The organism is Kitasatospora sp. NPDC004669, assembly GCF_040609455.1.
In the GTDB taxonomy this organism is placed as follows: domain Bacteria; phylum Actinomycetota; class Actinomycetes; order Streptomycetales; family Streptomycetaceae; genus Kitasatospora.
Genome location: NZ_JBEXKB010000035.1, coordinates 60,269 through 85,577, shown reverse-complemented (window position 1 = coordinate 85,577; position 25,309 = coordinate 60,269). Strand labels below are relative to the sequence as shown.

19 protein-coding genes and 5 pseudogenes are annotated in these 25,309 nt (G+C 72.6%); 14 read left to right on the top strand and 10 right to left on the bottom strand.

Going from position 1 to position 25,309, the window contains the following annotated elements:
• Positions 1 to 187 precede the first annotated feature (187 nt).
• A pseudogene (locus ABZW30_RS26760) lies at positions 188 to 394 on the bottom strand (MerR family transcriptional regulator); the annotation flags it as partial.
• A 193-nt stretch (positions 395 to 587) separates the two neighbouring features.
• Positions 588 to 764: pseudogene (locus tag ABZW30_RS26755) on the bottom strand (ornithine carbamoyltransferase subunit F); the annotation flags it as partial.
• Positions 765 to 1,436: 672 nt separating this feature from the next.
• Here ABZW30_RS26755 and ABZW30_RS26750 point away from each other — a divergent pair.
• Together ABZW30_RS26750 and ABZW30_RS26745 are read left to right on the top strand one after the other, a co-directional pair.
• A pseudogene (locus ABZW30_RS26750) lies at positions 1,437 to 1,634 on the top strand (LuxR C-terminal-related transcriptional regulator); the annotation flags it as partial.
• A 98-nt stretch (positions 1,635 to 1,732) separates the two neighbouring features.
• Positions 1,733 to 2,212, top strand: coding sequence for a pyridoxamine 5'-phosphate oxidase family protein (locus tag ABZW30_RS26745; protein WP_355673738.1), 480 nt, complete (start codon positions 1,733 to 1,735; stop codon positions 2,210 to 2,212).
• Positions 2,213 to 2,237: 25 nt separating this feature from the next.
• Here the strand turns inward: ABZW30_RS26745 and ABZW30_RS26740 are convergent.
• A pseudogene (locus ABZW30_RS26740) lies at positions 2,238 to 3,922 on the bottom strand (GAF domain-containing protein).
• A gap of 261 nt (positions 3,923 to 4,183) precedes the next feature.
• Here ABZW30_RS26740 and ABZW30_RS26735 point away from each other — a divergent pair.
• The 4 genes from ABZW30_RS26735 to pflA all read left to right on the top strand — a co-directional run bounded on the left by ABZW30_RS26735 (position 4,184) and on the right by pflA (position 11,048).
• Positions 4,184 to 5,089, top strand: coding sequence for a universal stress protein (locus ABZW30_RS26735; RefSeq protein ID WP_355673737.1), 906 nt, complete (start codon positions 4,184 to 4,186; stop codon positions 5,087 to 5,089).
• Positions 5,090 to 5,276: 187 nt separating this feature from the next.
• Complete coding sequence (adhE, locus tag ABZW30_RS26730) at positions 5,277 to 7,931, top strand: bifunctional acetaldehyde-CoA/alcohol dehydrogenase (protein WP_355673736.1); 2,655 nt, start codon at positions 5,277 to 5,279, stop codon at positions 7,929 to 7,931.
• Between the two features lie 14 nt (positions 7,932 to 7,945).
• A complete protein-coding gene (gene pflB, locus ABZW30_RS26725; protein WP_355673735.1) occupies positions 7,946 to 10,219 on the top strand; it encodes a formate C-acetyltransferase in 2,274 nt (757 codons plus the stop codon).
• Positions 10,220 to 10,295: 76 nt separating this feature from the next.
• Entirely contained in the window at positions 10,296 to 11,048 is a 753-nt protein-coding gene (gene pflA / locus ABZW30_RS26720; protein WP_355673734.1) for a pyruvate formate-lyase-activating protein, read from the top strand.
• A gap of 149 nt (positions 11,049 to 11,197) precedes the next feature.
• Here pflA and ABZW30_RS26715 read toward each other — a convergent pair whose 3' ends face one another.
• Positions 11,198 to 12,196, bottom strand: a complete 999-nt coding sequence (locus ABZW30_RS26715; RefSeq protein ID WP_355673733.1) for a helix-turn-helix domain-containing protein — start codon at positions 12,194 to 12,196, stop codon at positions 11,198 to 11,200.
• 154 nt (positions 12,197 to 12,350) lie between these two features.
• Between ABZW30_RS26715 and ABZW30_RS26710 the strand changes: the two genes are divergently transcribed.
• Both ABZW30_RS26710 and ABZW30_RS26705 read left to right on the top strand, forming a co-directional pair.
• Positions 12,351 to 12,656 carry an antibiotic biosynthesis monooxygenase gene (locus ABZW30_RS26710; RefSeq protein WP_355673732.1) on the top strand — a complete coding sequence of 102 codons (306 nt, stop codon included), beginning with the start codon at positions 12,351 to 12,353 and terminating at the stop codon, positions 12,654 to 12,656.
• Between the two features lie 134 nt (positions 12,657 to 12,790).
• The gene (locus ABZW30_RS26705) at positions 12,791 to 13,072 is read left to right on the top strand and encodes a winged helix-turn-helix domain-containing protein (RefSeq protein WP_355673731.1); all 282 of its coding nucleotides are present in this window, start codon (positions 12,791 to 12,793) and stop codon (positions 13,070 to 13,072) included.
• A 130-nt stretch (positions 13,073 to 13,202) separates the two neighbouring features.
• Here the strand turns inward: ABZW30_RS26705 and ABZW30_RS26700 are convergent, their stop codons facing one another.
• Together ABZW30_RS26700 and ABZW30_RS26695 are read right to left on the bottom strand one after the other, a co-directional pair.
• Positions 13,203 to 13,688: a hypothetical protein gene (locus ABZW30_RS26700; protein WP_355673730.1), complete on the bottom strand. Its 486-nt coding sequence runs from the start codon at positions 13,686 to 13,688 to the stop codon at positions 13,203 to 13,205.
• Positions 13,689 to 13,938: 250 nt separating this feature from the next.
• Positions 13,939 to 14,580, bottom strand: a complete 642-nt coding sequence (locus ABZW30_RS26695) for a TetR/AcrR family transcriptional regulator (RefSeq protein WP_355673729.1) — start codon at positions 14,578 to 14,580, stop codon at positions 13,939 to 13,941.
• Between the two features lie 109 nt (positions 14,581 to 14,689).
• On the opposite strand from ABZW30_RS26695, the pseudogene ABZW30_RS26690 reads away from it, so the two are divergent.
• Positions 14,690 to 14,962 (top strand): annotated as a pseudogene (locus tag ABZW30_RS26690) (alcohol dehydrogenase catalytic domain-containing protein); the annotation flags it as partial.
• On the opposite strand, the gene ABZW30_RS26685 reads toward ABZW30_RS26690, so the two are convergent.
• Positions 14,899 to 15,210, bottom strand: coding sequence for a hypothetical protein (locus ABZW30_RS26685; protein WP_355673752.1), 312 nt, complete (start codon positions 15,208 to 15,210; stop codon positions 14,899 to 14,901). The pseudogene ABZW30_RS26690 and the gene ABZW30_RS26685 overlap by 64 nt on opposite strands.
• Here ABZW30_RS26685 and ABZW30_RS26680 point away from each other — a divergent pair.
• Positions 15,101 to 15,727 carry a zinc-binding dehydrogenase gene (locus tag ABZW30_RS26680; RefSeq protein ID WP_355673751.1) on the top strand — a complete coding sequence of 209 codons (627 nt, stop codon included), beginning with the start codon at positions 15,101 to 15,103 and terminating at the stop codon, positions 15,725 to 15,727. The genes ABZW30_RS26685 and ABZW30_RS26680 overlap by 110 nt on opposite strands.
• A gap of 328 nt (positions 15,728 to 16,055) precedes the next feature.
• Positions 16,056 to 17,207 carry an MFS transporter gene (locus ABZW30_RS26675; protein WP_355673750.1) on the top strand — a complete coding sequence of 384 codons (1,152 nt, stop codon included), beginning with the start codon at positions 16,056 to 16,058 and terminating at the stop codon, positions 17,205 to 17,207.
• Here the strand turns inward: ABZW30_RS26675 and ABZW30_RS26670 are convergent.
• Entirely contained in the window at positions 17,174 to 18,103 is a 930-nt protein-coding gene (locus tag ABZW30_RS26670; RefSeq protein WP_355673728.1) for a glycine-rich protein, read from the bottom strand. The two genes, ABZW30_RS26675 and ABZW30_RS26670, sit on opposite strands and share 34 nt — an antisense overlap.
• Before the next feature lie 391 nt (positions 18,104 to 18,494).
• Here ABZW30_RS26670 and ABZW30_RS26665 point away from each other — a divergent pair, with 391 nt between their 5' ends.
• Both ABZW30_RS26665 and ABZW30_RS26660 read left to right on the top strand, forming a co-directional pair.
• Entirely contained in the window at positions 18,495 to 19,808 is a 1,314-nt protein-coding gene (locus tag ABZW30_RS26665; RefSeq protein WP_355673727.1) for a HEAT repeat domain-containing protein, read from the top strand.
• 358 nt (positions 19,809 to 20,166) lie between these two features.
• Positions 20,167 to 21,717, top strand: coding sequence for a right-handed parallel beta-helix repeat-containing protein (locus tag ABZW30_RS26660; protein ID WP_355673726.1), 1,551 nt, complete (start codon positions 20,167 to 20,169; stop codon positions 21,715 to 21,717).
• Between the two features lie 414 nt (positions 21,718 to 22,131).
• On the opposite strand, the gene ABZW30_RS26655 is transcribed toward ABZW30_RS26660, so the two are convergent.
• Both ABZW30_RS26655 and ABZW30_RS26650 read right to left on the bottom strand, forming a co-directional pair.
• A complete protein-coding gene (locus tag ABZW30_RS26655; RefSeq protein WP_355673725.1) occupies positions 22,132 to 23,289 on the bottom strand; it encodes an ABC transporter permease in 1,158 nt (385 codons plus the stop codon).
• 153 nt (positions 23,290 to 23,442) lie between these two features.
• Complete coding sequence (locus ABZW30_RS26650) at positions 23,443 to 24,228, bottom strand: SDR family oxidoreductase (protein WP_355673724.1); 786 nt, start codon at positions 24,226 to 24,228, stop codon at positions 23,443 to 23,445.
• A 195-nt stretch (positions 24,229 to 24,423) separates the two neighbouring features.
• Here ABZW30_RS26650 and ABZW30_RS26645 point away from each other — a divergent pair, with 195 nt between their 5' ends.
• The gene (locus tag ABZW30_RS26645; protein WP_355673723.1) at positions 24,424 to 25,107 is read left to right on the top strand and encodes a TetR/AcrR family transcriptional regulator; all 684 of its coding nucleotides are present in this window, start codon (positions 24,424 to 24,426) and stop codon (positions 25,105 to 25,107) included.
• The last annotated feature ends 202 nt before the right edge of the window (positions 25,108 to 25,309 follow it).

Sequence of the window (25,309 nt, the reverse complement as noted above, 5' to 3'; positions counted from 1 at the left end):
CGCGTGCCCGGCCTCCATCCGGCCACCTCCTCCCGCCGACGCACGCACGCCCGCCCGCGGCCGACGGCGTCGGTTCACTCCATCGTCCCGCCCCGGCCCGATGCCGCCAGCCGAGCGGCCCCACGCCCAGCGGACCGTCGATCATCCGGATCGCGTGCGGCGGATGCCGCGCCTGCGCAGCAACCGGGTCGCGAAGAGTGCGCACCAGGTCCGGACGCGCGAGTGCGCTGATGTCATAGAGCCGGTAGCCAGCTGGGCTGCGGTCCGTCGGCGGCACGATCCCGGCGTCGGAACAGAACCGAACGGTCTTGACCGTCAGCCCGGTCCGCCGAGCCAGGTCGCCGATAGAGAAGAGCGTGTCGCCGCGGCTCGGTGTGTGCGCACCGTCCGTCATCCGGTCGGCGGCCGGTCGGCGACAGGACCGGGCGGGCCCGTCGGGCCGGGACCAGCGGCCTCTGAGCGGGGGCCGCCCGTCCCGGCCGGGGGGCTCCCGCTCACTCCTCCGCGGGGGTGATGAGCCCGTAGTGGCCGTCGTAGCGGTGGTACAGGACGTTCCCCCGCCCGGTCACCGTGTCGGTGAAGAAGACCGGATTCCCGGTGGCCACGAGGGTCTTGGCGTTCACCTGGTAGGGCAGGAGCAGTTCGACCCGCTCCCGCCACTTCGCCGGCTCCTCCCCCATCGAGACCCACACGTCGGTGTAGAGGTAGTCGGCGCCGCGCACGGCCTCCTCGACGTCCTCGACGAGGGTGATCCGGGCACCGCTGTCCAGCGCGGGCCGTCGGGGGCTTCTTCGTGACGGGCCAAAGGCCGGGAGCGACTGCGGTTTCCGCGTTCGCTGAGGTTGATCCTCGAAGGGCGGGGGCCTCGCGCAGCAGGGGTCAACGGTCCCTCTCGTGGTTGCCGCACGTCCCGGTGTGGACGTCCCGAGAGTCCCGGCAGGGCACGCCGGACGACGGTGCGCTCCCGGTGCTCGACGTGCGCGCCCCGCGCTCACCACCGCGCCTCGCGTCCCCTCGGGACCATTGGCCCCGCCCCGGGCCCCGTCGGTCCCTGGGCCGCCGTCACGTCCGGCCGCGAGAGTGGCGTCCGGTCACCCACCGGGCGGCGACCGTCCCCGGGGCCCGGCCCCACGAAGGAGTTGACGGACATGCCCAGCACTTCCGGACTCGTACGGCCCGTCAAGCGCGCACGGCCGCTGCGCCACCATCTGCGCAGCGCCTGCGGCTCCGCGCGCAACCCGCTGAGCCGCCCGCTGGACCGGGCCCGGAGCCGCGCACTGCTCCTGGCCGCGCTCGCCCTGGTGGCGGCCGCCCTCGCGGGCACCGGCGTCGCGCTCACCGACCTCGCGGCCGGGCGGCGCGGGGCCGCGCTGGCGGCGGCGCACCGCCACCGGCCGGACGCCGTCCTGCTGGCGCCCGCGTACCAGGTGGCCGGTCTGCCCGAACTCACCCAGCGGGAAGGGGAGATCCTGGCCCTGGTCGGCAAGGGGCTGACGAACCGACAGATCGGCGAGCGGCTGTACCTCGCCGAGATGACGGTGAAGAACCACATCTCCCGGCTGCTCGCCGAACTCGGCGTCGAGCGGCGCGTCCAGGCCGCCCGGATCGTCGACCGGACCCTCACCGCCGCGTAGCGCCGGGCCCTCGGCCCCCCGGTCCCGGTCCGCTCGGCGGTCGGGCAGGGACCGAACGGCCCTCCCCCGTTCCGCGTGCGACGCGAACAATCGAAGGCATGGAACCCGACCGCATCCCCACCCCGCACGCGGCCCTGGACGAGCAGCACTGCTTCCGCCTGCTGGCCGGCAGCTCGGTCGGCCGCGTGGTCTACACGGTCGGCGCCCTACCGGCCGTCCTGCCGGTCCCCTACCGAATCGGCGGGGACGGCAGCGTGCTGCTGCGCGTCGCGGCCCGCTCCGAGCTGGTGCGCGCGGTCTCCGGGGCGCTGGTGGCGTTCGAGGCGGGCGAGATCGACGGAACGGACGGCACCGGCTGGAGCGTGACCGTGCTGGGACGGGCCGACGTCTCGGAGGTCTCCGACAAGGAGGCCCCGTCGGACGGCGGGGCCCCGTCCGGCGAAATGGCCCCGTCCGGCCGGGAGGTTCGCGTCACAGGGGTGCCGTCCGCCCCGGCGGTCCGGCTGTCGCGCCAGGTCTCGATCCGGATCCGGCCCGAACTGGTCACCGGCCTCCTGCTGCCGGACACCCGGCCCTGACCGCCGGAACACTCCGGCCGACCGGTCAGACCGGCAGCGGGACCGACCAGACCAGCCGGGTGCCGCCCTCCGCCGGGCGGACCAGCTCGAACGACCCGCCCAGCGTCTGCGCCCGCTCCGCCAGGTTCCGCAGCCCGCTGCGCCGCCCCTGCTCGGGAACGCCGACCCCGTCGTCCTGCACGGACACCACCACCCGACCCGCCGCCGCCTGGAGCGCGACCTCCACCCGGCCCGCCCCCGCGTGCCGGGCCGTGTTGCTCAGCGCCTCGGCCAGGACGGCGAGGACGTGCTCGGCCACCTCCGACGGGACGTCCGTGTCCAACAGGCCCTCCATGCTCAGCCGCGGCGCGAACCCGAGCACCGCCTGCGCCTGCTCCACCGTACGGACGGCCCTGGCCCGCAGGCCGTGGCCGGTGGCGTCCTCCCTGGCCCGGAGGCCGAAGATGGTCGACCTGATGATCTTGATGGTCTCGTCCAGGTCCCCCACCGCACGCAGCACCCGGTCCGAGGCGGTGGCGTGATCGATGAACCGGGCGGCGCTCTGCAGCGTCATGCCCGTGGCGAACAAGCGCTGGATGGCCAGGTCGTGCAGGTCGCGGGCGATCCGGTCGCGGTCCTCCAGCATCGCCAGCTGCTCGGCGTCCCGGCGGCGTTCCGCCAGCTCCGGGGCCAGCGCGGCCTGGTCGGCGAAGCCCAGCAGCGGGCCGATCTCCCACTCCGTGAACTCGGGCCGGCCCGTCTCCCTGGCCAGCAGCAGCACGCCGTCGATCTGCCCCTCCGCCCGACCCAGCGGCACCGCGACCGCCGGTCCGAGCCCGGCGAAGCGGCTCGGCCCGGCGGAGAGCCGGGGATCGCCGGCCAGGTCCACCGTGGTCACCGGCACCCCCGAGGCGCAGGCCGCACCCGACAGCGACCCCTCCAGCGGCACCACCAGGCCCGACCGGCCGGCCGCGTCGCCGCCGAGCGCCAGTTCCACCCGGACCGTTCCCGTCCCCGGCACCGGAACGGAGACGTCCGCCAGGTCCGCGCCGGTGATCTCCCGCGCCCGCTGGGCGATCAGCTCCAGCACCTCGGAGCGGGACCCGCCGGACAGCAGGGCGCGGGTGATCTCCGCACTCGCGCTCAGCCAGTGCTGCTGGCGCTGGGCCTCCTCGTACAGCCGGGCGTTGTCGACCGCCACCCCGGCCGCCACGGCCAACGTGGAGATCACCGCCTCGTCGTCGGCGTCGAACTCCTCCCCGCCCTGCTTGTCGGTCAGGTAGAGGTTGCCGAACACCTCGTCGCGCACGCGCACCGGCACCCCGAGGAAGGTCCGCATCACGGGATGGTGCGCCGGGCAGCCCACCGACGAGGCGTGTTCGGAGAGGTCGGCCAGCCGCAGCGGCGCCGGGTGGCGGATCAGCTCGCCGAGCAGGCCCCGCCCGGTCGGGAAGGGGCCGATCCGTTCGATGTCCTCGTCCGACAGGCCGATCGTGTGGAACTGCGAGAGGGTCTCCCATCCGGCCCGATCACCCCGAGCGCCGCGTAGCGGGCGTCCACCAGGACGGCCGCGGCCTCCACGATCCTGCGCAGCACCTGCGTCAGGTCCAGCTCCCGGCCGACCGACAGCACCGCCTCCAGCAGGCTGTGCACCCGGTCCCGGGTGCCCCGGGCCGCGTCGATCCGGGCCTGGAGCTCCTCCAGCAGCTCGTCCAGCCGCAGTTGCGGCATCCGTGACCGAACTGTCTCGCTGCTCACGGGCACCCTCCTGATCGCCGCGGTCGCCGCCGATTCTCGCAGACGGCGCCGAACGGCGGGTGGCCAGCACACCACTTCCGCGCCTCCCCACGGCCCCTGGTCCCGGGACCTTCGGTTCGCGACCGGGGCCGGGCGGCCCCTGTGTCCGGACACCGATCCGGCGGGAGTCTGGTCGTCGGACGGGACCGCGGCCGCCGGTGCCGCGGCCGTCCGCTGACCAGGGAGGTCACTGACATGTCGCACGACGTGGTGGTGGGGATCGACGGCTCGACGCAGAGCGCGGCGGCGGCCGGATGGGCCGCCCGGGAGGCCCGGCGGAACGGGCTCGCGCTGCGGATGGTCCACGTCGCCGGGGGCGAGGTCGACGCCCTGGAGCGCGAACTCGGCGGCGGGAGCGCACTTCCGCGGCCGGTGGCCGCGATCCGGGACCGGATCAAGGCCGCGCTGCCGGAGCTGGCGGTCTCCTGCGAGATCGTCCCCGGGAACCCGGCCTACGCGCTGGCCGCCACGTCCCGGCGGTCCTCGGTGCTGGTCCTCGGGTCGCGTGGCGTCGGCGGCTTCACCGGGCTACTGGTCGGCTCGGTCGGGCTGCGCGCCGCCGCCCGGACCGACTGCCCGGTGGTGCTGGTCCCCGCCGGAGCGGGCGGCCCCGCCGAGTCGGACGGACCCGCGGGACCGGACGTGACGGACGAACCGGCCGCAGCGCCTGGCGAGGTCGTCGTCGGCGTGCAGGGCGACCGGCCCTGCGACGCCGTGCTCGCCTTCGCCTTCCAGCACGCGGCCGCTACGGGCGCCCGTCTGCGGGTGATGGAGAGCCGCGACACCTACCACGGCCCGTACACCACCGAGGCGCCGGTGGGCGTGTGGGAGATCGGGGAGTCGCTGGCGGCCTCCGAACAGGTGCGGCTCCAGGACGCGCTGGCGCGCTGGCGGGACAAGTTCCCCGGGGTCCGCACCGAGGCGGAGGTGTGCGCCTGGAGCCCGGGCCGGATGCTCGCGGAGGCCTCCCGCACCGCCTCGCTGGTCGTGCTCGGTCGGCGCGCGCCCGCGCACCCGATGGCCGGGCCCCGGCTGGGGGCGGTGGCCCAGTCGGTGCTGCACCACACCCACTGCCCCGTCGCCGTCGTACCGCACCGGTGAACCACCGGTCGCACCCGGGCCCCTGACACGGGACCAACCGCGCAGGGGACCCGGGACCTTCGGCCGCGAGCGGGTCCCATTGGGCCGATCCCCCGGCGCCCAGCACGAGCAAGCCTGGAGGGGACGGCGCGCACGGCACCCGCCCGGCGCCCTGACATCGGACGATGATCCGGAAAGGCAGTCCAGCATGGCCCGTCGCCCGCAGCACGAGTCGAAGGCGGCTCCCGAGAGCAGCAGCCTTCCCACCCCCGAGCCGACCGCCGTCGACGCCCTGGTGCGCGACGCGCTCGACGCGCTGGCCGCGTACGCCTCCTTCACCCAGGAGCAGGTCGACCACATCGTCAAGAAGGCCTCGCTGGCCGCACTGGAACGGCACACCGCGCTCGCGGTGCTGGCCGTGGAGGAGACCGGCCGCGGGGTCTTCGAGGACAAGGCGGTCAAGAACGTCTTCGCCTGCGAGAACGTCACCCATGTGATGGCCCGGACCAGGACGGTCGGGGTGGTGCACCGGGACGAGATCGACGGCATCGTGGAGATCGCCGAGCCGGTCGGGGTCGTCGCGGGCGTCACCCCGGTGACCAACCCGACCTCGACCGTGATCTTCAAGGGCCTGCTGGCGCTGAAGACCCGCAACCCGATCGTCTTCGCCTTCCACCCCTCGGCCCAGCGCTGCTCCGCCGAGGCCGCCCGGATCGTCCGGGACGCGGCGGTGGCGGCCGGGGCTCCGGTCCACTGCATCCAGTGGATCGAGGAGCCGTCGATGGCGGCCACCCGCGCCCTGATGAATCATCCGGACGTCGCCACCATCCTGGCCACCGGCGGCAATGCGATGGTGCGGGCCGCGTACTCCTGCGGCAAGCCGGCCCTGGGCGTCGGCGCCGGCAACGTCCCGGCGTACATCGAGCGCGGCGCGGACCTCAAGCGGGCGGTCAACGACATCGTGCTGTCCAAGTCCTTCGACAACGGCATGATCTGTGCCTCCGAGCAGGCCGTCGTGCTGGACGCCGGGATCCGGGACGCGGCGCTCGCCGAGTTCCGCAAGCTGAAGGCGCACCACGCGAGCGCCGAGGAGAAGGCCCTGCTGGAGCGGTACCTGTTCGGCGCCGGCGACGGGACGGCCTGCTCGGGCGGCCGGCTGAACTCCGACGCGGTGGGCCGCTCGGCGGCGCAGGTCGCCGAGGCGGCAGGTTTCGTGGTGCCGGCCGACACCTCGGTGATCCTCGCCGACTGCGACCGGGTCGGCCCGGCCGAACCGCTGACCCGGGAGAAGCTCTGCCCGGTGCTGGCCGTGCTGACCGCCGGTTCGCGTCAGGAGGGCGTCGAACTGGCCGCCGCGATGGTGGAGTTCGACGGCCTGGGACACTCGGCCGCAGTGCACACCGAGGACGCGGCGTTCGTGGAGGAGTTCGGGCACGCGGTGAAGGCCTGCCGGATCATCTGGAACGCGCCGAGCTCTCAGGGCGGCATCGGCGACGTCTACAACGCCTTCACGCCCTCGCTGACTCTCGGCTGCGGCAGCTACGGGCACAACTCGGTGTCCGGGAACGTCTCGGCGCTGAACCTCCTCAACATCAAGCGGATCGGGCGGCGCAACACCAACATGCAGTGGTTCAAGGTCCCGCCGAAGATCTACTTCGAGCGCAACTCGGTCAAGTACCTGGCGAGCATGCCGAACGCGCGCCGGATCGTCGTCGTCACGGACCGGACCATGGTGGAGATCGGCCACCTGGAGCGGATCCGGGGTGTGCTCGGCCGACGCCGTGACCCGGTCGAGGTGCGGGTCATCGACTCCGTCGAGCCGAATCCGAGCATCGACACCGTCCGCAACGGCGCCGCGCTGATGCGGGAGTTCGAGCCGGACACGATCGTCGCGCTGGGCGGCGGCTCGCCGATGGACGCGGCCAAGGTGATGTGGCTGATGTACGAGCACCCGGAGGTGGAGTTCGCGGACCTGAAGGAGAAGTTCTTCGACATCCGCAAGCGTGCCTTCACCTTCCCCGACCTGGGCGAGAAGGCCAAGCTGGTGTGCGTCCCGACCACCTCGGGCACCGGCAGCGAGGTCACCCCGTTCGCGGTCATCACCGACACCGCCACCGGCCAGAAGTACCCGCTCGCCGACTACGCGCTCACCCCGAGCGTAGCCATCGTGGACCCGGCGCTGACCACCACCCTGCCGGCGCACGTCACCGCGGACACCGGCTTCGACGCACTCACCCACTGCATCGAGACCTACGTGTCCGTCTACGCCAACGACTTCACCGACGGGCTGGCCCTGCAGGGCATCCGGCTCATCTTCGAGAACCTGGAACGGGCCGTCACCGACGGGCCGAACGACCCGGTGGCCCGGGAGAAGATGCACAACGCCGGGACGATCGCCGGCATGGCCTTCGGCTCCGCCTTCCTCGGGGTGGTGCACGCCATGGCCCACACCCTCGGCGGAACCTTCCACGTCGCCCACGGCCGCACCAACGCCCTGCTGCTGCCGCACGTGATCCGCTGGAACGGCTCCGCCCCGGCCAAGGTCACCGGCTGGCCCAAGTACCGCAGCTACACCGCCCCCGAGCGCTACCAGGCCATCGCCCGGATGCTCGGCCTGCCGGCCGCCACCCCCGAGCAGGGCGTCGAAGCCCTCGCGGCGGCGGTCGAGGAACTGCGCGACAGGGTCGGCATCCCGCCCTCCTTCAAGGCGGCCGGCGTGGACGAGGCGGCCTTCCTCGCCGCCCTGCCCCAGCAGGCGATGAACGCCTACGAGGACCAGTGCGCCCCCGCCAACCCCCGGATGCCGATGGTGGCCGACATGCAGCAGCTGATGCGCCGGGCCTACTACGGCGACCAGGCCTGAGAGAGGACACCGAGATGACCACCCCGCAGCACGAGCGGACCATCGGCATCACCGGCGCCTGGGACGGCTTCAAGGGCGGCCTGTGGCGCGACGCGATCGACGTCCGCGACTTCATCCAGCACAACTACACGCCGTACCGGGGCGACGCGGCCTTCCTGACCGGCCCGACCGAGCGGACCACGGCGGTCTGGCGGCGGATCACCGACCGCTTCCCCGAGGAGCGCGCCCGGGGCGTGTACGACGTCGCCCACGACGTCCCGTCCACCATCACCGCGCACGCGCCCGGGTACATCGACCGGGAGCGCGAGTTGATCGTCGGCCTGCAGACCGACGCCCCGCTCAAGCGGGCGATCATGCCGAACGGCGGCTGGCGGATGGTCGCCGGCGCGCTGCGGACCTACGGCTACCCGGTCGACCCGGAACTCGAGAAGGTTTTCACCCGGTACCGCAAGACCCACAACGACGGCGTGTTCGACGCCTACACCCCCGAGATCCGGGCCGCCCGCAAGGCCGGCGTGATCACTGGCCTGCCGGACGCCTACGGGCGCGGCCGGATCATCGGCGACTACCGCCGCGTCGCCCTCTACGGCGTGGACCGGCTGGTCGAGGCCAAGCTCGCCGAGAAGGCCGGGCTGGACCCGGCGCCCACCGACCCGGCGCGAGTGGAGGAGATCATCCGCGAGCGCGAGGAACTCGCCGAACAGATCCGGGCGTTGGGCGAGCTCAAGGAGATGGCCTCGGCGTACGGGTACGACGTCTCGGGCCCGGCCGTGACCGCCCGCGAGGCGATCCAGTGGCTCTACTTCGCCTACCTGGCGGCGGTCAAGGAGCAGAACGGCGCGGCGATGTCGCTCGGCCGCACCTCGACCTTCCTCGACGTCTACCTCCAGCGCGACCTGGCCGGCGGCATACTGACGGAACGTCAGGCACAGCAGCTGGTGGACGACTTCATCATCAAGCTGCGGATCGTGCGCTTCCTGCGCACTCCCGAGTACGACGAGCTGTTCTCCGGGGACCCGACCTGGGTCACCGAGTCGATCGGCGGCATGGGCGCGGACGGGCGGACGCTGGTCACCCGGACGTCCTTCCGCTACCTGCAGACCCTCTACAACCTGGGTCCGGCGCCCGAGCCCAACATGACGGTCTTCTGGTCACCGCAACTCCCCAGGGGATTCAAGGAGTTCTGCGCCCGAGTGTCGATCGACACCTCCTCGGTGCAGTACGAGTCCGACGAGCTGATGCGCCCGCGCTTCGGCGACGACACCGCCATCGCCTGCTGCGTCTCCGCCATGGAGGTCGGCAAGCAGATGCAGTTCTTCGGTGCCCGCGTCAACCTCGCCAAGACCCTGCTCTACGCGATCAACGGCGGCCGGGACGAGCTGACCGGCGCCCAGGTCGGCCCGGCCACCGAGCCGGTCGGCGGAGCGGTGCTCGACTACGACGAGGTACTGGCCCGCCTCGACGAGCAGTTGGAGTGGCTGGCCGGGACGTACGTCCACGCGCTGAACGTCATCCACTACATGCACGACAGGTACGCCTACGAGCGGATCGAGATGGCCCTGCACGACCGGGACGTCCGGCGCACCATGGCCTGCGGCATCGCCGGACTCGCGGTGGCCGCCGACTCGCTGTCCGCGATCAGGTACGCCGAGGTCAGGCCGGTACGGGACGAGACCGGCCTGGTCACCGACTACCTGGTCGACGGCGACTACCCGGCGTACGGCAACAACGACGACCGGGCGGACGAGATCGCGGTCCGGCTGGTCGAGGACTTCATGGCGAAGGTGCGCAAGCACCCCACCTACCGGGGCGCCGAACACACCCAGTCCGTCCTGACCATCACCTCCAACGTCGTCTACGGCAAGAAGACCGGCAACACCCCGGACGGACGGCGGGCCGGCGAGCCCTTCTCCCCCGGTGCCAACCCGATGAACGGGCGTGACGCCCACGGCTACGTGGCGAGCGCGCTGTCCGTCGCCAAACTGCCGTACGACCACGCCGAGGACGGCATCTCGCTCACCAACACCGCCACCCCGGACGCGCTCGGCCGCACCCCCGAGGAACGGGTGCGCAACCTGGTCGGCGTGCTGGACGGCTACACCACCTGCCGCGGCTTCCACATGAACGTCAACGTCCTCGACCGGGACACCCTCCTCGACGCGATGGAACACCCGGAGAAGTACCCGCAGCTCACCATCCGGGTCAGCGGCTACGCGGTCAACTTCGTCCGGCTCACCCGGGAACAGCAACTCGACGTGATCGGCCGCACCTTCCACGACGCCCTGTAGCCCTCGCCCCCCGCTCGCGGTGCCGACGCCCCCCAGACCTCGGGCGTCGGCACCGCGCCCCGCAGGAAGAGCCCCCATGCCCCCCACCGCCAAGCCCCCGGTCACCGGCGTGCTGCACTCCTGGGACCTGTCCACCGGTGTCGACGGCCCCGGCACCCGCTTCGTCGCCTTCCTGGCCGGCTGTCCGCTCCGCTGCCTCTACTGCCACAACCCCGACACCCGGCCGATGCGGCACGGACGGCCCTGCACGGCCGACGAGATCGTCCGGGAGGCCGCCAAGTACACCGCCTTCATCCACGCCTCCGGCGGCGGCGCCACCATCAGCGGCGGCGAACCGCTGCTCCAACCCGCCCTCACCGGCGAGCTGTTGCACCGCCTCAAGCACGACCTCGGTCTGCACACCGCGCTGGACACCTCCGGCTTCCTCGGTGCCCGTGCCACCGACGCGCTGCTCGCCGACACCGACCTCGTCCTGCTCGACATCAAGTCCTGGGACCACGCCCTCTACCGCCACCTGACCGGGCAACGGCTCGCCCCCACCCTGGACTTCGCCCGCCGCCTCGCCGACCTCGGCACCGAGGTCTGGGTCCGCTTCGTCCTCGTCCCGCACCTGACCGACCTCGCCGCCAACGTCGAGGGCGTCGCCGCCTTCGCCGCCTCGCTCGGCAACGTCACCAGGGTCGACGTCCTGCCCTTCCACAAGCTGGGCGCCCCCAAGTGGCGCGCACTCGGCCTCGACTTCCCCCTCGCCGACACCCCGGCGCCCACCCCGGCGCAGGTCGCCGAGGCCCGATCGGTGTTCGCCGCGCACGGACTGCACGCGGTCTGAACGTCGGCGCCGGTCCGGAGCCCGCGCGGGGCATCACCGCTCGCCGTCCTCGTGCAACCCGACGTGGCAGGCGCAGGCGCCTGCGTATGTGGCGAGGAGTCAGCAGGTCCCGGTCCGCGGGGATGTCCACGAATTCCGGGCTCAGGACACTAGGACGACAGCGGCGGGGACTGCGCAGGAGCGTCGGCACCTCCGTGGCGCAGCGTCTCCAGGGATGAGCCGCGTCGGCGCCGGACCAGCTCGCGCAGGGTGCTGACGTTGCGGTAACCGACCCGGCCGGCGATGGCCTCGGCGCTGAGCGTGGTGGTGCGCAGCAGGAACGTGGCCTCGTCCAGTCGGATGTCCTGGACGAAGTCCAGGGGTGATCTGCCCAGGACGGTCTGCGCGGTGCGCTGCAGGGTCCGCTGGCTCACGCCGAGCGTGCGGGCGGCTTCCGCCAGCGGGGGCGGATCGGCCAGGTGTGCGCGGGCCCACCGTTCGAAGGCGGCCATCAGCGGGTCCGCCTGGGCCAGCTGGGTGGGGAGCGCGAAGGCGGCCTGCGACGGTCTGTCCCCGATCAGCAGGTACCGGGCGACGAGATCGGCGAGGGCGGGGCTGTGGCGCTGCACCACCCACAGGGCGAGGTCGATGTGGGCGAAGGCCGCGCCCGCGGTGGTGACCGGGCCGTCCTGGATCAGCGTCCGTGAGTCCTCCAGCACCACACCGGGGTACCGGGCGCGGAAGGCGGGGCCCAACCACCAGCTCGTCGTCGCACGCTTGCGTTCGAGCGTGCCCGACTCGGCCAGGAAGAACGCTCCGCTGCACGCGGCGGCCAGCGGGGTTCCGGAGGCGGCGGAGGCGGCGGCGAGGTCGAGCAGCCAGGCGTTGGCGGGCTCGCGGACCGCCGCGACCACCCGGTCGGGGGCCTGGAAGCCCACCGCCGGCATCAGCAACAGGTCGGTCCCGTGCGGGAGTTCCCCGAACGGAACGGTCGCCAGGCTCAGCCCGTTCCCGGTGCGGACCTGCGGCCCGCCGCCGACCACGGTCACCGAGAACGGCGGCGCGCCACCGTCCCGCGCGCTCAGCGAGTTCGCCGCGCCGAGCACGTCCATGATCGTCGAAAGCCCCGAGTCGAAGACGCCGTCCACCGCCGCCATCACAATCCGCATGGCGTAAACGGTACTCGAAACGTCGTTTCCGCCGCTCGCGGCAGATCGACCGTGACCATAGCGTCTTTCCCGGGCCGGAATTCCACTCTCCGGCCCGCCACCGCGCAGCCACCCAAGGCGTCGCGGCCTCCCGACTCACCATGGAGATCCCGTCATGACCCTGAAGCTCGGAGTCCTCGCACTGCTGACCGCCAAGCCGGGCAAGGAAACGGACCTGGCCGCCTTCCTGGACGCCGGCCGCGCCGTCGTCGAGGACGAACCCGGCACCCGGGTCTGGTACGCGTTCCAGGTCGACGGCGCGACCTTCGGCATCTTCGATGCCTTCGCCGACGAGGACGCGCGCCAGGCCCACCTCACCGGCCGTATCCCGGCGGCCCTGTCCGAGGTCGGCCCGGAACTGCTCGCGGCGGCGCCCGACATCCGCCTGGTCGACGTCCTCGCGGTCAAGAACGCCTCCTGAAGGCGCTGCCGCCGCGCCCGGCCCCCATGCCGGGCGCGGCGGCGACCCGAGGGACGATCGCCACGCCCTGACCAGGAGTGATGCGGTCGGTATCATGCGCCGGAGGTTCGTTTGCGGACGGAGGGGGACGGCCGGTGGGCTGGTTGCGGTTCGCGGTACTGGGGCCGGTGCGGGGGTGGCGGGACGGCGGCGAGCTCGCGCTCGGGTCACCGAAACAGCGGACCATGCTGCTCGCGCTGCTGTTGAGGCCCAAGCACGCCGTGTCGACGGGTCAACTCATCGAGGACCTGTGGGGCGAGGAGCCGCCCACCAAGCCCCCGGCCGTGATCCGCACATATGTCCATCGACCCGCCGCCCAGCCACTCCTCCAGCCGGTAGCGGTCGGCGAGCACGGTGCCATGCATGGTTCTCCCTGAGTCAGAACTCCAGGTGAGGGCCCGACTCCGCGCAGGACAGGCGAGTCGGCCCTGGCCGCCGGCCAGGCCGCTGTCGGCCCGTGCGACTTCCCACGCCCGGCCGCGAAGGTGACTTCCCCGCCGGGAGCGACTACGCGGGACCGGCGTGCGCGCAGGTCCCGCAGCCCGTCCGGTGGCCGGCGAGCGTCGCGTCGAGCTGTGCCTTCATCTGCCGCAACCGGGCGGTGGTGCCCCGCGTCGAGTAGCCGGCGAGACTGCGCAGGATGATCCTTCGGCCCTTGTGCGTCGTGATGGCGAGCGCGGTCCCGAGGCCGGAGGCGGAACCGGCATCGGCCAGGTCGACCGACGCGATCTCGCACCACGGGATCCGGTGTGTCCACTCCATCGTGCGGCTGGTGATTCCGGAGTCGTCGATGACCAGACCCATCCGCAGGACCCGGTAGATCATCACCACCGAAACGACGCCCATCACCGCCCCGAACACCTTGGAGCCCCCTGGCTCCTGCGCGATCTCACCGATCGCGATGAGAAGGAAGACGGCGCCGGCCACGGTCAGGACGACGCGCTGCCAGAGGCCGGTGGGAATACGGATCGCGGAGGTGCGGCCATCGGTCACAGCGCGATGCTGGCACCGGGACCGTCGGCAGTCAACGGCCGCGGCACCACCCGTTCCCCCGGCGGGAGTTCGGCGCCACGGGAGTTCGGCGCCGCGCACGTCCAAGGCGAACCGGCCGACGATCAGGACCGGTGCGGTCCGGGCCGACCCGCCGCCGTGCCGCAGGTCGGCCCGGGGAGTGCGCCGCGACGTCGGTGGACGGCCTTGCGGCGACCCCTGCCCTCTCGTGTGCCCCCTCGTGCGGGACGATTCATGCGCTCTTGAGGTGCGCCAGCGTGGTGATGAGGCGGTCGGCGATGTCCGGAGGCCACGGGAAGGCGACCGTCACCGCCCTCTGGTGCGCCAGTCCGTGCAGGCCCAGCCAGAGTGCGACGGTGTCCGCGTAGACGTCGGTGCTGGTGGCCTGGCCGGCGGTGACGCACGCGCCCAGTGTCTCGGTCAGCAGTTGCAGGGATGCCTGGCCGACGGCTTCCATGTCGCTCACCGTCACGGTGGTGCCCTGCAGCGCGGGCACCCAGAGGCCGCCGAACATGGTGCGGTACCGCTCGGGGTGGTCCTGGGAGAACCCCAGGTAGGCGTGGGACACGGCGAACAGTCGCTGCCGGGGGTCGGCACCGGCCGCGTCCAGGGCCGCGCGCAGCTGCGCCTCCAGTTGATCGAAGGCCTGCCTCACCACGGCCAGCATGATGGCCGGTTGATCGGGGAAGTGCCGGTAGATCGAGGGCGCGGCGATCCCGACGCGGCGGGCGACGGCTCGGAGGGTGACGGCGGTTTCGCTGCCGGCCTCGTCGAGCAGTTCGACCGCCGCGGCCACGATGTCGTCGCGCAGGCGGGCGCCTTCCCCGCGGCGGTTGCGGGGGCGGGTGGGTGTCGTGCTCGGTTCGTTGCCCATGGCGTGAGCTTACAGATGAAAACTTACAGCGGGCAAGCTCTTGTGCGGCCTAGGATTACATGTGTAACTTTACGGCCGTACCCACAGTTGAGCCGATACGGAGTACGTCATGAACGACGCTGTCGTCACCCATGCCACCGAGGTCGTCCTGCCGGGCACCGTCGACACGAGCGGCCTCCAGGTGCGCACCCGCGACCTCCCGCCGCCCGCCGCGGGCCGGGTCCTGCTGCGGATGGACGCGACCGGCGTGTCCTTCGCCGAGCAGCAGATGCGTCGCGGCAAGTACTACGACCAACCGCCCTTCCCCTTCGTGCCCGGCTACGACGTGGTCGGCACGGTGGTCGCGACCGGCCCGGAGGTCGACACCGCGATGATCGGACGGCGGTTCGCCGCGGTCACCAAAACCGGCGCCTGGGCCAGCTTCCTGCTGCTCGACGCCGCCGATCTGGTGCCCGTGCCGGACGGCGTGACGGCCGCCGACGCGGAGACCGTCGTGGTCAACGGGGTGACGGCCTGGCAGATGCTGCACCGGACCGCGAAGGTGCCCGGAGGCGCGACGATCGTGGTCCTCGGCGCCAACGGCGGAGTCGGGTCGACACTCGTGCAACTGGCCCGGCGCGCGGGGATCACGGTGATCGGCACGGCGTCGGCGCGGCACCACGACACGGTCCGCGAGTTGGGCGCGATCCCGGTCGACTACCGTGACCCGGCCGCGTACCGGCGCATCCGGGAGCTCGCGCCGCACGGCGTGGACGCGGTGTTCGACCACGTCGGCGGCGCCGGACTGACGGACTCCTGGCGGCTCCTTCGCCGCGGCGGGGTGCTGGTGTCCTACGGCACCGCCGCCACGAAGGACGAGAGCGGCAACTCGCAGCTCCCGGTGCTGAAACTGTTCGCGCGGCTGGCACTGTGGAACTTCCTGCCCAACGGCAAGTCCGCGCACTTCTACAACTTCTGGGCGGGCAAGCGGCGCCCGGACGCCTTCCGCACCCGACTGCGCGAGGACCTCACCCAGGTGCTGGCGCTGCTGGCCGACGGTGCGCTCACCGCACAGGTCGCCGCGCAGTTCCCGCTGGACGAAGCCGCGGCGGCGCTCGCACTGGCCGAATCCCACACCGTCGCAGGCAAGGTCGTCATCGTTCCGTAGGTATGCCGGCCGCGGACGCGCCGCGGCCCCGACGGGCGGACATCGACGTTCCGCACCCGGGCGGGCCTCGATCTCTTCGAGGATCGGCCGATAGGCCTCCTTGGCCGCCCGCATCAGGGTCCGGCACTCGGCGGACAGCCGCCGGGAGCGGGCCGACAGGGGCCGGGCGTGACGCCGGTCAGTGGGCCAAAACGAGCGGCCGGGGGTTACGGCCGGTCGGCCCAGCGCGCGCCCGTGAGCCGTGGGCTCGGCCGGGTGGCGCGCCTATCGTGGGCTGGTGACCGATCATCGTGCTGTTCGGCCCACTGCCGCCCGGACGGACTACCTCCTGGCCGCCTTCGCCTTCGCCGTCTGCATGATCGGCACCACCCTGCCCACTCCGCTGTACGGGCTGTACCAGGAACGGATCGGATTCTCCGAGCTGACGGTGACGGTGGTGTTCGCCGTCTACGCCTTCGGCGTCATCGGCGTCCTGCTGCTGGTCGGCGATGTCTCCGACACCGTCGGGCGCCGCCCCGTCCTGCTCTGCGGACTGGTCTTCGCGGCCTGCAGCGCCGCCGCCTTTCTGACCGCGGACAGCGTGCCGCTGCTCTGCCTCGGCCGTCTGCTGTCCGGCCTGTCCGCGGGTCTGTTCACCGGCACCGCCACCGCGTATGTACTGGAGCTCGCCCCGCCACGGCACCAGGGCCGCGCGGCCTTCGTCGCGACCGCCGCCAACATGGGCGGCCTCGGCTGCGGACCGCTGCTGTCGGGTCTGCTCTCCCAGTACGCGCCCCACCCCCTGGTGCTGCCGTTCGCCGTGCACCTGGTGCTGATCGCCGCGTCCTTCGGTCTCCTCCTGGCGCTGCCGGAGACCGTCGCCGGCGCCCGCCCGCTGCACACCGCCCGGCCCAACCGGCCCGACTTGCCGCCGGAGGTCCGACAGGTGTTCGTCCCGGCCGGGATCGCCGCCTTCGCCGGATTCTCCCTCCTGGGCCTGTTCACCTCGGTCAGTCCCGCGTTCCTCGCCGAGGGTCTGAACATCCACAACCGCGCAGTCGTCGCTCTCATCGTCTTCGCGACCTTCCTCGCCTCCACCCTCGGCCAGCTCCTCGTCCCCCGGCTGGGCACCGCACGGGCGGTCCCCCTGGGCTGCCTGGTGCTGATCGCCGGGCTGGCGCTGCTCGCGAGCTCGCTCGCCTGGGCCTCCCTCCCGCCCCTGGTGCTCGCCGCGCTGGTGGGCGGCGCCGGCCAGGGCATGGGCCTGCGTGGTGCGGTGGGCGAGGTCGCCGCCGCGAGCCCCGCCGAGCACCGCGGCGGCGCGCTCTCGGCGCTCTTCGTGGTCGCCTACTTCGGCATCTCGATCCCCGTCATCGGCGTCGGCCTGCTCACCGCGCCGCTCGGCCTGGCCGACGCCGGCCTGGTCTTCGCCGCCTGCATGGCCCTCCTCGCCGCCGCCTCCGGCGCCTACCTGCTACGCCGGGCGAGCACCGACGCCTGAACCAAGGCCTGAACCGCGGCCTGGGACGAGCCGCCGCCTCCGCCACCCCCACCCTCGCTCGGAGTGACAAAGGGGTTGATGTTGCCGCCGCCTCCGCCGTAGTAGCCGCCGCCTCCTCCGCCACCGGTCACGGAGGCGCCCGGGCCGCCGCCCCTGCCGCCGACACCGAGCGTGCCGGGCGCACCGCCGAACACCCCGCCGCCGGTGCCGCCGGCGCCGCCGTGGGTGGACGTGCCCGCCCCGCCGCCGTCTCCTCCGTTGCAGGTCGCGTTCGTGCCCGGCTGGCCGGCGTCTCCGCCCGGGCTTCCGGTGCACTGGCCGGCCCAGCCGGCTCCGCCGCCCGCGGCCACGACGAGGCGGGAGTCCGTCGTGGTGAGGGGGGTGGTGCTGGGTTGGGTGCGGATGTCGGAGGCCCCGCGTCCGCCGCCGCCGAAGCGGGTGCTGCCGCCGCCGTTGAAGCCGCCGGTGCACTGCGCGCTACCGGCGCACGGGCTGCCGGCGGTGGGGGCGCCGCCGACTTCGACGTAGAGGGTCTGCCCGCCGGACAGCCCGGTGAGCGTGCCGGACACCTGGGCGCCCCGGCCGCCGCCGACGCCGTTGTCCTCCACGCCGCCGCCGGCGCCGGTCGCCGTGACGTCGACCTGGGTGACGCCGTTCGGGACGGTGAAGGTCTGCTCGGCGCCGGTGAAGACGAACGTACAGGTGGTGGTGGGGCCGGACACCGTACAGGTGCCCTGCGCGTGGGCGGGCACGGACAGCGCCACCGGGGCGACGGCCGCGGCGCAGAACACACCGGCCGCCACGGCCAGCACCCGGCCCCGACGCCCGGCCGAACCGGCACGATGCCCGGCACCGGGACCCAGCCAGCCGACGGCCCCCGGCAATGAGAACGTCACGATCAACTCCAGAAGACGGAAGAAGGTCTCTCGGCGAGGGATCGCCTTCCGCCACTGTCGATCACGCAACCAGGGGCCGCAGCCCCCCCACCACCGAACTGACACACCGCCGGTTCACGCCAGCGGCCTCCAGGCCGGGCCTTCGCCGGCGCCCGATCCCAAGAGCACAATCACGGTCCGGAAGCGATCGCGATCTTGCGCTGGAGCCCGTCGAGATCGGCTGGAGCACCGAGGCTGGACTCGGGGCGAGGTCGTCCAGGTCGGCCGAGGACCGGGTCGAGGGCGACATCAAGACGTCAAGGGCGCAGAAGCCCAGTCCACGCGCCTGGGCACTCCTCGACGCGAGATGTTGTGGCCCGGCTGTCTGCGTGGCCGACTAGCGTGATTGTCCATGACCACCCACCAGCTGGTTCTGGCCCTTGTAGATCGTGATGAGGCTGTACGGCGCACCGCCGAAGACGCTCTGGTCTCGCTCGGCCCGGCGGCCCTGCCGGCTCTGACGGAGCACCTGAGCGATGCCGCTTCGCCGGTGCGCGAGGCCGCTCTGCTGAGCGTCCTTCGTCGTACGGGCGCTTCGGCGTTTCGGCCGGTGCTGGAAGCTCTGCGGAGCGCGGCACCGGGGCAGGCACACTGGCGGGCGCTTCGGGTGTTCACCGGGCTCGGGGCCACAGCGCTGGACGGCTACACCGGCGCGTTGACGCATGAGGACCCGGTAGTGCGCCGCGCGGCGATCATGGCGATCAGCAAGTGCGGGGATGACGGAGTGCTGGTTGCGGAGCACGTGGTGCCGTTGCTGGGCGACCCGGATGCGGAGGTGCGGCGGGCGGCCGTGCGGTCGTTCTCGTCGTGGGGTGCGGTTGTGGTGCCGTTGCTTCAGGCTGTGCGGCGCAGTGGTCCCGGCGCCGCGCGTGCGGGCGCTCTGGAGGCCCTGGCGGAGATCGGCGGTGAAGCGGTGATGAGCGCCCGCGACATGGCGGCGTTGGAGAGGCTGGTGCGGATCAAGCTGCCCGACGACGTACCTACTCCCATATCCTGCTGCTTCCTTTCGTGGATCGCGGTGAGCACAGGCGACCAGGACGGGGTGATGGACTTTCTCGGCCTGTCGGCACCACGTCCGGTGCCGTTCGCCGCCGGTGTGTTCGCCGCCGACTGCGACAGTCATGCCGGCCTGGACGAGAACCCGCTCGATCAGTACCGCCGCGTGTTCGTCACGCCTGAACTCGCGGGCTGGACCCTGGTGGTCGGCTCGTGGTGCGACCCGAGCTCCGCCGAGCGCGAGGCCGAGGTCCTGGACGCGTGTGCGCAGCTGAGTGCCCAGTACGGGCGAGCCCAGGCCTACTGGCACAGCGACCAGCATGACGGATCGGCGGTTCTGGTCGCTGAGCAGGGCACGATCGTGCGGCGCTTCGCCTACATACCCGGCGAGGACATGCAGCACCTGGAACTGGGGGTGCCGCTTGCCTACGAGCAGCAGCGGCGTGCCGCCCTCGGCCTGCCTGCGCCGGCAGCCGGCCACGTGGACACCGAGGAGGACGAGGATGAATGGACCTGGGAACTGCTCGACCTGGCGCCCAACCTTGCCGGCGAACTGAGCCTGGACCCCCGATCAGTCGATGCGAGCACACTGGCCCAGGGCACCGGTGTACTCGCTCTCACCGAGTACGGCCGCAGCCTGAGCGCTCCGTCCGGAGCCCTCAGGCTGTGAGCGGAAGGTCCGCCGATCCGATGCGGCCTTCTATGGTCGTCCCCAGCTCCCACCGGGCCCGCTTCGGCCTCTGAGTCACCGTCGACCGGCCAACCGTCCCACCGGCTCCGGGAGTCGGTCCTCCCGACCGCGCATCGCCCTGACGTGCGGGGCGAGGGCGGCAGGGGGCGAGCCGATGGGCGGCGGGCCCCCGACCCTGCCGGGGGCACTCGCCCCCGAGAGGGTCGTCGCTCCTTGCGACATCCATGGAGGCGGTGCGTCGGAACGGCCCCGCGTGGCTGATTGACTCCCCCTGGGCGGGCCCGGAGGCTGAGTCGATCTGACATCACGTCAGATCACTTCGCTGAGGAGGTTTGCTGTGGGACAGAGGTCCGCTCCACGACGCGTCAGACTCCTGCTGGCCCTGCTCGGAACGCTGGCGTTGGCAGCGGGTGGGCTCGCCCCCACGGCGGCCGCGTACGACCGGGAGGAGCCGCAGGTGCTGCTCGTCTGCAACGCCAGCACGGTCAGTTGCCCGAGCAGTTCGACACACCGGTACGGAACGCTCCAGGCCGCCGTCGACGCCGCGCACCGAGGCGACTGGGTGCTGGTCTGGCCCGGCGTCTACCACGAGAAGGCCACCGGATCGGCGGGTGTGCTGATCACCACGCCCGGCATCCACGTCCGCGGGCTGGACCGCAACCGGGTGGTCGTCGACGGCAGCAACGGCAGTGCCGCGCAGCCGTGCCCGGCCGACCCGGGGCTGCAGGACAGCACCGGCCGCAGCGGCATCGTCGTCTCCAAGGCCGACGACGTCTCCATCGAGAACCTGACCGTCTGCAACTACCTCTCCGGCAGCGACGGCAGCGGCGGCAACCAGATCTGGTGGAACGGCGGCGATGGCAGCGGGCAGATCGGCCTCCACGGCTACCACGGCGCCTATCTGACCGCGACCTCCGGCTACGGCTCGGCCGACGCGGGCGCGTCGATGGCGCAGTACGGGATCTTCGCGTCCAACGCGACGGGCCCGGCGGAGATCGCGCACACCTACGCCTCCAACATGGGCGACTCCGACTACTACGTGGGCGCGTGCCGCAACGTCTGCGGGGTGACGCTGACCGACGCGCACGGCCAGAACTCGGCGATCGGGTTCTCCGGCACCAACTCGGGCGGCTACACCATCAAAGAGTCCGAGTTCGACCACAACCGCACGGGCATCGTGGCCAACTCGCTCAACAACGACGACGCGCCCCCACCGCAGGACGGCAGCTGCGTCGGCGCGCCGCAGCGCTCGTGCACCTTCATCGAGCGCAACTCCATCCACGACAACAACAACCCGAACGCCCCGGTCTCCGGGCTGGCGGGCGCCATCGGCACCGGCATCGAGATCTCGGGCGGCCACGGCGACACGGTGCGCGGCAACCGGATCCAGCGGCAGGGCAGCTGGGGCGTCGTCCTGCACGACTTCCCGGACAGCGAGACTCCGCCGCCCACGAGCAACTGCCAGGGCGGGGTGCAGCAGACCGGCGTCTGCGTGTTCCACTCCTACCGGAACGTGGTGGCGGGCAACGCGTTCAGCCACAACGGCTTCTTCGGCAACCCGACCAACGCGGATGTCGCCAACGAGTCGACGACGGCGCCGCACAACTGCTTCTACGGGAACCGGGGCGCCGGCGGTGGCGCGCCGACCAGCGACCCGGCGGATATCCAGAGCGGCGCGGTGGACGGCCCGCCGTGCGGCAAGGGCGCGGGGGTCGGCGACGACCAGCTGCTCTTCGCCGAGCTGGTGTGCGCGGCGGGCTTCGGCCCGTGCCCGGTCCCGGACGCGGCCTATCCGCAGCGGACCGGCCTCGACCTGGCTCCGCTCACCACGCAGGTGAGCATGAAGCGTCCGTGCGCGGGTCTGCCGAGGAACGCGTTCTGCCGGTAGTCGCGGCCGGTCTCCGGCTCAACGGCCCGAGCTGCCGGGCCAGGGCGCGGGTTCTCCAGCGGCCCGGGCGGGTGAGTCACGGTGTCGTTGCGTGCGGCCTCCACCTTGAGCGGGACGTTGTGGTGGCCGAGCGCGTAGAGGTTCCGGGACGGGTCCCAGGTGTAGTAGTAGATGGCGTTGCGCTTGGTCGCCATGTGTGCGGCGGGGATTTTCAGCATTTAGGCGGCTCCGCCCGGCGGGCGTCGAGCACAATGCTCGGGCCACCGGGTCATCCGTGCCGACGCAGCGTGGGCGGGCCGCCGCCCGTACGGCGGTGGCCCGTCCTTGGGCAGGTCGACGCGGTGCAGTGGCCGATGCTCCACTGCCGGCAGCGGTCGTGCGGTTACGCGCCTTCGGCGCTCGCGCCTGGAGTGGTCACGGTGCGGTTGCCTCCCGTCGGGCGGCTCGCAGGTCGAGGGCGTACTGGACAGCCAGGCAGCCGAGTATCCACGCGGCGAGCAGGACGAGGCCGCCGGTCAGGTGCGCGGAGTGGTAGTAGCCGGCACCGCGCAAGGCGCGTACGGCGGCAGCCGGAGGCATGATCTGCGCCAGCGGGGCCAGCCACGGCGGCAGGAAGGACACGGGCAGGATGCCCCCGGAGGTGGCGTTGCCGAGGATCAGCAGCACCACCGACGCCACCGGCATGCCGAGGGGGCCGAAGAGCCGCAGCAGCACTCCGGCCGCGGTGGCGGTGGCCATCGCCAACAGCCCCGCGATCACGGCCACGGTGGTGAACGCGGCCGGCAGGGCGTGCAGGGCCTGGTGGCCGATGAGCGCGACCATGGTGCCGCTCGCGGCCGCGAAGACCGCGGTGGACGCCACCCGGGCGGCCAGCGGCAGGCGCGGGGCGATCTGGTAGGAGGCCACCGAGAACAGGAAGCCGGCCAGGACGACGCCGAAGGAGGCGTAGAACACCGACAGTCCGCGGGTGTCGCCGGAGGCCGGCGGTACCACGTCCTGGACCGCTACCGGATGGCCGGCCGCCGCGGTGGCGGCGGCCTGCAGGCTTGCGACGGTGGACGGGCCCTGGGCGCCGGCCGCGAGGAGCACCGTGTTGTTGCCCTCGGTGACCAGGGCGGCGGGCACCTGGTCGTGCGTGACGGCGTCGCGGGCGGCGGCGGCGCTGGGGTAGCGGTGGAAGGTGTAGGCGTCGGGCGCGGTGTCGTTCAGGGCGAGTTCGGCGCGTGCGGCCTGCTGGTCGGAGGCTGCGATGCCCAACGGCTGGTGGTGGGCCGTGGGTGCGTGGAAGGCCGCCAGGTACACGGCGACGAACGCGGTCCCGATCGCCAGCGCGGTCACCACGGGGACGAGCATGGCCTTGAGCAGTCCGGCGCCCACGGCGAGCACGGGAGCGGGGATGCCGGGCTCGGTGTCGAGCAGCGCGTGGCGGCCGTGTCGCTCCGCGGCCTGCGGGTGGGAGGCGGTCGGCTCGTCGACGGACGCCGACGCCGGTTGGTCGGGTGCCGGAACGGACGGAGTCGGCTCGGCGGCCTCGGGATGCGGGTGTGGGGGCAGGGGCGTGGTGTGGTGCATGGGTCTGTCTGCCGCTGACGCGCGGCGTGCGGTGGGGGACGTTGGGGTCGGCGCCGACAAGGCCTCGGCCGTGGTGACTCGCTCGTGGAATACCCGTGCCGAGTCGGCCCGAGTGGGCGCGACTGTCAGGCCGACTCGGCACGGAGTCGGTTTCTAGAAGAAGCCGCCGTCCATGGGCAGCGTGCGGCCGGTCATGTAGGCGGCGTCGTCGGAGGCGAGGAAGGCGTAGCCCGCGGCGATCTCCTCCGGCTGGGCCAGGCGCCCGAGCGCGCCGTGGACCGACAGCCACTGGGAGAGCGGCATCGACTCCCTGAGCTGGGGGTGCTGGTAGCTGGCGGCGTGCTCCGCGGCCATGTCGGTGGCGGTGCCGCCGGGGGCGATCGCGTTGATCGTGATGCCGCGCCGGCCGAGCTCCGCGGACAGGTTGAGGACCATGGATTCCACGGCCGCCTTGGACGAGGCGTACAGGGTGTGACCGAACACCGCTCGGGAGGCGCTCACCGAGGAGGTGAGCACGATCCGCCCGCCCGCCCGCATGTGGGCGGCGGCGTGCTGGACGGCGAACAGCTGGCCGCGGGTGTTCACGGTGAAGACGCGGTCGAAGTCGGCCGGGGTGATGTTCTCCAAGGCGTCGAAGTGCTCGATGCCGGCGCACGAGGCCAGGACGTCCAGCTGCCCGAACTCGGACACCGCCCGCTCGATCAGGGCTTTGGTCTGCTCGGGGTCGGCGACGTCCGCGGCCATGGCGAGCGCCCTGCCGCCGCCGGCCGCGAGCGCGGCGACCAGCTCGTCCGCCGCCTGCCGGTTGCCGCGGTAGCCGATGACGACCGCCGCCCCCTCCGCGGCCAACCGCGCGGCGACCGCCGCGCCGATCCCCCGGCTGCCTCCGGTCACCACCGCGACCTTGCCCGCGAAGCGGTTGCTGTCCACTGATGCCATGGGTCTTCGTTCCTTCCTGCCGCCACCGGTGCGCGAGCACAGGAGCGGCAAAGACTCCGGTTCCAGCCGTCGTGTTCCTCGGGCCGACACGGCGAGGCTAACACTAACCGCAGGAAATCCTTCACTTATTCCCTGTCGTACGCTCAGCACGCGAACGCAGACCAGGGCGACGGACGACAGCAGAGGTGGACCACGGTGACCGGCAGCAACCCAGCGCGACGCGGCACCCCGCGGTTGCGCGCCGACGCCGCGCGCAACCGCGCCCAGATCCTGGCCGCGGCACGCACCGCCTTCCGCGAGTCGGGCACCGCCGTCCCCCTCGACGAGATCGCCCGCCGGGCGGGCGTCAACATCGCCACCCTCTACCGGCGCTTCCCCGACCGCGACGCCCTGATCACCCAGGTCCTCCTGGACGGATTCACCCTCGTACTCGACACCGCCCGCACGGCGGCGGTAGCGGCGCAGACCGACCCGCTCACGGCCGTGGAGACCTTCCTGCAGTACCTGGTCGAGCACCGCGACCTGCTGGCACTGCCCCTGATCGGGGGCGCCAGGACGAACGACCCCCAGGCTCACGAGCTGCAACGGGAGATCGCCGCCACGCTGGAGGAGATCCTCGCCGAAGGACGCGCCCGCAAGGCCCTCCGACCCGACGTCACCGCCGTCGATCTCATCACCACCGCCGCGCTGATCTGCCGCCCCCTGCCCCACCTCCCACCCCGGCAGGCCACCGCTCTGACCGCACGGCACCTCGGCGTCTTCCTCGACGGGCTGCGCCCGGAACGCACCCGCGCCCTGCCGCCGGCCCCCACCCACGAGGAGATGGCGGCCCACCTCGCCCTCAAGGACGGGCCGGCCGACACCCCGACCGAGCCCTGACCCGCACCCATACCCGCTGTGGGGCCTGCCGCCCTCTCCGGACGGCAGGCCCCACAGCTTTTCCGTCGTCCCGCTCCTCGCCGTCGGAGTACTCGCCGTGGCTCTCGGCGACCTGTCGATCAATCACCTGGGAAGGCGCGTCGTCCCAGGCTGATCGACGGGTACTGCGCACTCCTCCGGCTGCATCGAGGCCCCGTGTGGG

Bases quoted from the DNA above. Each gene is read 5' to 3' on its own strand.
- ABZW30_RS26735 (WP_355673737.1), top strand. From the start codon at position 4,184: ATGTCGCACGACGTGGTGGTGGGGATCGACGGCTCGACGCAGAGCGCG.
- ABZW30_RS26710 (WP_355673732.1), top strand. From the start codon at position 12,351: ATGACCCTGAAGCTCGGAGTCCTCGCACTGCTGACCGCCAAGCCGGGC.
- pflB (WP_355673735.1), top strand. From the start codon at position 7,946: ATGACCACCCCGCAGCACGAGCGGACCATCGGCATCACCGGCGCCTGG.
- pflA (WP_355673734.1), top strand. From the start codon at position 10,296: ATGCCCCCCACCGCCAAGCCCCCGGTCACCGGCGTGCTGCACTCCTGG.
- ABZW30_RS26715 (WP_355673733.1), bottom strand. From the start codon at position 12,196: ATGCGGATTGTGATGGCGGCGGTGGACGGCGTCTTCGACTCGGGGCTT.
- ABZW30_RS26695 (WP_355673729.1), bottom strand. From the start codon at position 14,580: ATGGGCAACGAACCGAGCACGACACCCACCCGCCCCCGCAACCGCCGC.
- ABZW30_RS26680 (WP_355673751.1), top strand. From the start codon at position 15,101: ATGCTGCACCGGACCGCGAAGGTGCCCGGAGGCGCGACGATCGTGGTC.
- ABZW30_RS26650 (WP_355673724.1), bottom strand. From the start codon at position 24,228: ATGGCATCAGTGGACAGCAACCGCTTCGCGGGCAAGGTCGCGGTGGTG.
- ABZW30_RS26655 (WP_355673725.1), bottom strand. From the start codon at position 23,289: ATGCACCACACCACGCCCCTGCCCCCACACCCGCATCCCGAGGCCGCC.
- adhE (WP_355673736.1), top strand. From the start codon at position 5,277: ATGGCCCGTCGCCCGCAGCACGAGTCGAAGGCGGCTCCCGAGAGCAGC.
- ABZW30_RS26665 (WP_355673727.1), top strand. From the start codon at position 18,495: ATGACCACCCACCAGCTGGTTCTGGCCCTTGTAGATCGTGATGAGGCT.
- ABZW30_RS26745 (WP_355673738.1), top strand. From the start codon at position 1,733: ATGGAACCCGACCGCATCCCCACCCCGCACGCGGCCCTGGACGAGCAG.